Annotated in this window: 5 protein-coding genes; all 5 read left to right on the top strand. The window is 31.6% G+C overall.

Annotation, left to right across the window (positions count from 1 at the left end; genetic code table 11):
- A partial coding sequence (locus tag ABY298_RS06210) for a HEPN domain-containing protein (RefSeq protein ID WP_372745144.1) occupies window positions 1–382 on the top strand: 382 nt, incomplete at its 5' end.
- Window positions 372–1148, top strand: a complete 777-nt coding sequence (cobA, locus tag ABY298_RS06205; RefSeq protein WP_372745143.1) for a uroporphyrinogen-III C-methyltransferase — start codon at window positions 372–374, stop codon at window positions 1146–1148. The genes ABY298_RS06210 and cobA, both read left to right, overlap by 11 nt.
- Before the next feature lie 129 nt (window positions 1149–1277).
- Window positions 1278–1859, top strand: coding sequence for a bifunctional precorrin-2 dehydrogenase/sirohydrochlorin ferrochelatase (locus ABY298_RS06200; protein WP_372745142.1), 582 nt, complete (start codon window positions 1278–1280; stop codon window positions 1857–1859).
- A gap of 237 nt (window positions 1860–2096) precedes the next feature.
- Window positions 2097–5426 carry a DUF2126 domain-containing protein gene (locus ABY298_RS06195; RefSeq protein ID WP_372745141.1) on the top strand — a complete coding sequence of 1110 codons (3330 nt, stop codon included), beginning with the start codon at window positions 2097–2099 and terminating at the stop codon, window positions 5424–5426.
- Window positions 5427–5434: 8 nt separating this feature from the next.
- Complete coding sequence (locus tag ABY298_RS06190; protein ID WP_372745140.1) at window positions 5435–7981, top strand: circularly permuted type 2 ATP-grasp protein; 2547 nt, start codon at window positions 5435–5437, stop codon at window positions 7979–7981.
- Window positions 7982–7991: the final 10 nt, after the last annotated feature.

Below are 7991 nucleotides of genomic sequence, written 5' to 3'. Positions count from 1 at the left end.
TGAATGTGCCGGAGTTGTAATAGATTTAGTTGCTACATTGTTATTTGAAAGTGAAGAAAAAATTGAAAATGCCTCAGAAGCATTAAAGCTAAATCAATATTCAGATAGTATTTATTATGCATATACAAGTATGGTAAATACCGCAAAAGCATTGTTGTTAACCGAAGGAGAAAGCACCAATACCCAAGCAAACATTGTTACATTGTTTGAAACTGTTTTTGCAGATAAAATTAAATTACCAACAATATTTTCAGAGTTTGTATATCAAATTCAAAAAAATGAGCCAACAAAACAATTTGCAGATAAATATGTAGCCGATGCCCAATTATTTTATGCAAAAGCAAATGAATATAGAATTAAAAACGGATCAGATGAAAACTAATATAAAGCCAAAAGTAACTTTAGTTGGAGCTGGACCAGGTGATCCAGATTTAATAACTGTAAAAGGTGTAAAAGCACTAAAAAATGCAAAAGTTGTATTGTATGATGCCTTAATTAATAGGGAATTATTAGAGTATGTTCCTAAAGAGGCGAAAAGAATTTTTGTTGGTAAACGTAAAGGAATGCACAGTTTTACGCAAGATGAAATTAATGAATTAATTGTAAAAAATGCTTTTGAATTTGGAAATGCTGTGCGTTTAAAAGGAGGCGATCCATTTATTTTTGGAAGAGGTGCAGAAGAGATAGATTATATAGAATCTTTTGGAATTGAAACAGAAATTGTTTCAGGAATTTCATCCTCAATGGCAGTTCCTGCAAGTCAAGGAATTCCTTTAACAAAAAGAGGTATTTCAGAAAGTTTTTGGGTAATTACAGGTACAACAACCGAAAGAAAATTATCAAATGATGTGTATTTAGCGGCCCAATCAACAGCAACGGTTGTTATTTTAATGGGAATGAGTAAGCTAAAGGAAATAGTCGAAATATTTACTAAATTTGGTAAAAGCAATGTTTCAACGGCAATTATTCAAAATGGCACAACAGCAAGTGAAAAAATTGGACTTGGAACTATAGATTCTATTTTAGAAGTTGTTGAGCAGCAAAAATTAGGTTCCCCAGCCATTATTGTTATTGGTGAAGTTGTTTCGGAAAGTGCAAAGCTTAGATCGTTTTTTGAGAGTTTCAATTTAGTGGAAAATCAATTTTAATAAACTACAAAGTTAAAAAGAACGTCAGGCTGAACTTGTTTCAGTATCTCATTATAGAAATCATCACAGAAGGTGAGCCTCTGAACCAAGTTTAGGACGGCGAAAAGGTAAATTAAAATGGAATTTAATATGAGTCAAAACGAATTATATCCAATTTTTTTAAAAGTAACGCAATTAGAAGTTTTAATTGTAGGAGGAGGAAATGTGGGATTAGAAAAATTAACTTTTTTACTAAAATCTAGCCCAAATGCCAAAGTAACCATTGTATCCTTAACTTTTTTACCAGCATTAATTGATTTAGCTAAAAAACATCAAGTAAAATTAGTTGAAAGTGCTTATAATAATTCCTTTTTACAAGGTAAACATATGGTAATTGCTACAACTGATAAAATTGATGTAAATATTCAAGTTTATAAAGATTGTAAAGCGCAAAGTATATTGGTAAATGTGGCTGACAATCCGCCGTATTGCGATTTTTATATGGGAGGAATAGTAACCAAAGGAAATATAAAAATAGCCATATCAACCAACGGAAAGTCTCCAACCTTGGCAAAACGCTTACGTCAGTTTTTTGAAGAAGTTATACCAGATAACATTGATGAGTTGGCAGAAAACCTAAATTCTTTTAGACAAACTATTAAAGGTGATTTTCAAGAGAAAGTGAACGTTTTAAATGATTTAACAAAAGGAATTATGAAAAAGAGAGATTAATATTCTTCTTGTTTTGTTCATTGTTTTATAATTACTTCAATATACATTATTAAAAATGTTGATATTGAAGTTTTTTTGTTTAAATTAATTATCATTTTTAGTGATTTGGTAAAAAAGGATTGTTATATTCAATAAAATGTTGTTTTTATTGAAATATTGTTAAATTTAATCGTTCTTTACTTTTAGTATTTCGATATAAAAATCAACTAAAAAATAATTGTTTTATAATAAAATAATATGGCTTTAAAAATTGTAATTTCACATAAAACAGTCTATAAATATGATCGTCCAGTATCATTATCACCACATATTTTTAGGTTAAGACCTGCGCCGCATAGTAGAACACCTATAGAGTCTTACTCCATAAAAATAAAACCTGAAAAACAGTTTTTAAATTGGCAACAAGACCCGTTTGGGAATTATATGGCGCGATTAATTTTTCCAGATAAAACAACAGAATTATCTGTTGATGTTGAAATTATTGCAGATTTAAAAACCATAAATCCATTCGATTTTTTTGTTGAAACATCTGCAGAGGAATATCCTTTTAAATATTCCGAAACTATAAAAAAAGAATTATCACCTTATTTAGAAGTAACTGAAAAAGGAAAATTGTTAGAAGGTTTTTTAAAAACCATAGATTACACGCCACGTAAAACAATTTATTTTTTAATTGATATTAACAGAAAAATTTACGAGTATTTAAATTACAATATTAGGCTAGATCCTGGAGTGCAAACTTGTGAAGAAACATTAGAGCAAAAAAATGGTTCTTGTAGAGACTATGCGTGGTTGTTTGTACAAACATTAAGACATTTAGGTTTTGGAGCACGTTTTGTATCGGGCTATTTAGTACAATTAAAATCCGATGAAAAATCGTTAGATGGTCCTTCTGGCCCTGAAGATGATTTTACCGATTTACACGCATGGGCTGAGGTTTATTTGCCAGGTGCTGGATGGATTGGTTTTGATGCAACTTCAGGTTTATTGGCTGGTGAAGGACATATTCCATTAGCGTGTACTCCAAATTTTGAAAGTGCTGCTCCAGTAGAAGGAATGACGGATATTTGTGAAACGGAGTTTTTTTATGAAAATACAGTAAAAAGAATTTTTGAGTCGCCAAGAGTTACCAAACCTTATACAGAAGCCCAATGGAAAGAAATTTACAATTTGGGCTTTAAAGTTGAAAAAGAACTAGAAAAAGGAGATGTAAGATTAACAATGGGTGGTGAACCTACTTTTGTTTCTATTGATGATATGGAGTCTCCAGAGTGGAATACCGAGGCAGATGGCGAACACAAAAGAAAATTAGCAGCCAGTCTTACAGAAAAATTATATGGAAAGTTTGCTGAAGGCGGAGTTTTACATCACGCACAAGGAAAATGGTATCCGGGAGAGCCATTACCAAGATGGCAAATTGAAATTTGTTGGAGAAAAGATGGAAAACCAATTTGGCATACTAAAAAATTGCTTGGGGCTTTTGCTAAAAACACGGTGTTGCCAGATAACGCAGCAAGTTTATTTTTAGATACTCTTACCAATTATTTAAGAATATCAAACGATTATATTTTACCAACATATGAAGATGCTTTTTATTTTTTATGGGAACAAGGTAAATTACCTATAGATGTAGATCCAGCCAAAGATAAAGATGCTTCTTTAGTTCGTGAAAAGCTGGCTGAAATTTTAGAATCTGGCACATCAAAAGCTATAGGTTATGTTTTGCCTCTTAATAATTCGGAAGGACAATGGTATACAAATAAATGGGAATTTAGAAGACAGCATATTTTTTTAATTCCGGGAAATTCTCCAATTGGATTACGCTTACCACTTGATTCTTTAATTCAAAAACCCGGAAATGAATTTCCAAGATTTGAACCTGATAATTTTTCGAAAAAGAAAAAATTACCGAGCTATAAAAATCGTGTGTTAAAAAGGCATAAAGAGTTTTTAAGTAAAGGAGTTCTAGAAAATAAGCATAATTATTTTGTTAGAACAGCACTTTGCGCGGAGGTTAGAGAAGGTAAATTGTATCTTTTTATGCCACCATTAGACAGTGCAGAAATATTTTTGGATCTAGTTTCTTCAATAGAATTAACTGCACGTGAATTAAAATTTCCAGTTATTTTAGAAGGTTATGATCCTCCAAAAGATAGCAGATTAGAATCTATGAAAATTACCCCTGATCCAGGAGTAATTGAAGTAAATGTGCATCCAACGCATAATTGGAAAGAACTTACAGAAAATACATTTACCATTTATGAACAAGCAAAACTAGCACGTTTAGGAACTGAAAAGTTTATGTTAGATGGAAAACATACTGGAACAGGAGGAGGAAATCATGTAACCTTAGGGGGTGTTACTCCAGCTGATAGTCCTTTGTTAAGAAAGCCAAGTTTATTAAGAAGTTTGCTAACATTTTGGCAACACCATCCTGGTCTTTCTTACTTATTTTCGGGTTCGTTTATTGGACCAACAAGTCAGGCGCCAAGAGTTGATGAAGCACGTTTAGAAAATTTATACGAATTAGAAATTGCATTTAGTCAAATTCCAAAAGATGGAGAAGTGCCATTTTGGTTAACCGATAGATTATTTAGACATTTATTAACCGATTTAACCGGAAATACACATCGAGCAGAATTTTGTATAGATAAATTATATTCTCCAGATTCTTCTTCTGGAAGATTGGGTATTTTAGAATTGAGAGGTTTTGATATGCCGCCACATCCTCAAATGAGTTTAATGCAAATGTTGTTGGTAAGAACCTTAGTTTCTTGGTTTTGGAAAAAACCCTATGAGCACGATTTGGTGCGTTGGGGAACAGAATTACACGATAAATTTTTAATAGAACATTATGTTCGTGAAGATATTAAAGATATTGTAGCGCAATTAAATAGAGCAGGTTATAAATTTAAAGAGGATTGGTTTAATCCATTTTTTGAGTTTAGATTTCCACTACATGGAATGGTAGATATTAACAATGTTCATATTGAATTACGTGCTGCCATTGAGCCTTGGAATGTTTTAGGTGAAGAAATGACTGGTGGAGGAACGGCACGATACGTAGATTCTTCATTGGAAAGAATTCAGGTTAAAGTTTCCAATTTTATTGATGAAAGATATGTATTAACATGTAACGGAATTAAAGTTCAATTAAAAGCAACGTCGGTAAAAGGAGAATTTGTTGCTGGAATTAGATACAAGGCTTGGGATCCATATTCTGCATTGCATCCAACCATTGGTGTAGATACGCCGTTGGTTTTTGATATTGTTGATAAATGGAATAGAAGATCTATTGGTGGTTGTACTTATTTTGTGGCACATCCAGGTGGAAGATCATACGATACATATCCAGTAAATAGTTATGAGGCGGAGTCTCGAAGAATAAGTCGCTTCTGGGAATTTGGGCATACACAAGGTGAAATAGATCCTATTGAAAGTACTGTGCAAGACGATGATAATTCAACAAAAAGTGTGCAAGAAAAAGGAAGTTCAAAAAAGTTTAGTTATAAAGAAATTCCTATTAACTTTGAATTTCCAAATACCTTAGATTTAAGGAGAAAATAAAAACCAACATGTCAATTAGTACAAATGCTTTATTTAAAGATTATTTCCTTGATTTTAAAGGCTATGATGAAGTGTTTGCAACAGATTTAGGGATTGATAAAAATTGGGATAAATTATTAGACAATCTTTCAAAAATTGGAAGTAAAGAGCTCACTCATAAGCAAGGAGAAATAGATTGGTTATTGTCTGAAAATGGTGTTACCTATAATGTTTATAATGATCCAAAAGGTTTAAATAGACCTTGGAAACTAAACGTTGTTCCTTTTTTAATTCAAAAAAAAGAGTGGAACACTATTGAAAAAGGCTTACAACAACGATCAGAAGTGTTAAATTTGCTTTTGAAAGATATTTATGGAAAAAGAGAGCTACTAAAAAAAGGAATTATTCCGTATGAGGTTATTTTTGCGCATAAAGGTTTTTTACGTGCCTGTGATCAAATACAATACAAAACTGCCAAGCAATTATTAATTCATTCAGTTGATTTAGCAAGAGGACCCGATGGAAGAATGTGGGTGGTAAATGATAGAGCGCAGGCTCCTTCAGGGATGGGTTATGCTCTGGAAAATAGATTTTCTACAAGTAAAATGTTACCTAAAATATATCAGGATATTAATGTAGAACAATCATCTGTATTTTTTAAAGATTTTAATGAGCTATTAATAACATCAGCACCAACAAATAAGGAAAATCCTACGGTTGTTATTTTAACACCTGGCCCGCATAACGAAACTTATTTTGAGCATTCTTATTTATCGTCTTTTTTAGGATATCCTTTAGTAAAAGGAAGTGATTTAGTGGTAAGAGGTGGAAAATTATGGATGAAATCTTTAAAAGGTTTAAAACAAGTTGATGTAATTTACAGAAGGGTTGATGATGTTTTTATAGATCCATTGGAATTGCGCGAAGACTCGTATTTAGGAGTTGCTGGTTTATTAGAAGTGGTACGTTTACAAAATGTAGCCATAGTAAATCCGGTTGGAAGCGGAATTTTGGAGAACCCAGGGTTAATTCCATTTTTAAACAATGTTTGTAAATATTTTTTAAATGAAGATTTAATTTTACCGCAAATTGCCTCTTGGTGGTGCGGACAAGAAAAAGAATGTGATTTTGTAATAAATCATTTGTCTTCATTTGTGGTGAAAAGGATTGATAAAACGCATAGAGAACATATTTATTTTTGTGAGTTTTTGACTAAAAGTGAATTAAAACAACTTAAAAAAGAAATTTTAAAAGCGCCTTATCAGTTTGTTGCTCAAGAAAAAATTAATTTTTCTACTGCGCCAAATTTTGTAGAAGGCCGATTAGAGCCACGTAAAATAGTTTGTCGTACTTTTTCTGTAGCTAAAAATAATGGATATAGTGTTATGCCAGGTGGTTTGGTAAGAGTTGCGTCGGAAAGAGAAGAGTTAGTGGTGTCTAACCAAAAAGGTGGAACAAGTAAAGATTTTTGGGTGGTAAGCGATAAAAAACAAAGTAATATTCAACAATATTCTTGGAATAAGTCAACATCAAATGAAGTTGAAGGTATTAATGATGTTCCAAGTGATACAGCCGAAAACTTATTTTGGGCTGGAAGATATTTGGGACGTACTATTTTAACAGCCAGATATTTAAGGATGGTATTGAACCAAATGGCAAATGTGCAGTTTACTAATAGGAAGACTGACTCAGAAAGTTTAACAATTCTATTTCATTCCATTACAAATATGACTTCTACGTTTCCTGGGTTTACTGGAGAAAATGAAAAAGTGGCTATGGAAAATCCGTTAAAAGAAATTGAATCTGTAATTTTAGATGAATCGAGAATAGGTAGTTTTGCTCAAACAATTGCAAGTTTTAATTTTGCATATTACTCTCGCAGAAATTTGTGGTCTAGAGATATGTGGCGTGTTTTTGATAGTATACAAAAGCTTTGGCAAAATTTTAAAAATGAAGAAAATTACGCTATTCCTGTTATTTTAAAGTTTTTTGATAGAATTATTACAAGATTAATTGCCTTTAGAGCACTTTCAGAAGAGTGTATTTTGGTAAAACAGGGACTTTTACTTTATTTTATTGGCTTGCAATTAGAAGAAGCAACTATGACAATTGCCAAGTTTAGATCGTTAATTATTGTAAATCATCCACAAGAATTAGAATATGAAATATTAGAATCGTTGTTAAGTAGCCACGAAAGTTTAAATATTTATAGGTATAGTTATAAATCGTATTTAAGTTTAGAAAATGTTATTAGTCTTGTTTTGTTAGATAATGAGTATGCCAAATCGTTATCATATCAAATTAAAAGACTAAAAAAAGATATTGATCAGTTGCCAAATAATTCTGCTGAAGAGTTTACAGAGTGTCAACAAAATATTTCTAAAGCATTTAATAAAATTCAAAGTTTAACTATAGCAGAATTAACCAATGTAGACTTAGATTCTAATATGCGTTTAAAGTTAGATGCCGTTTTAGAAGAACTAAGCGATATACTTCATGAAACTTCGTTATCTATTTCAAATACCTATTTTAATCATGCGTATCAACAAACGCAACTGTTAAATTCAACAATATAAAGCGCTATTA

This window comes from Lutibacter sp. (assembly GCF_041596795.1).
GTDB lineage: Bacteria > Bacteroidota > Bacteroidia > Flavobacteriales > Flavobacteriaceae > Lutibacter.
The sequence above is the reverse complement of the archived record's forward strand: the minus strand, read 5'-3'. Positions and strand labels throughout refer to the sequence as shown.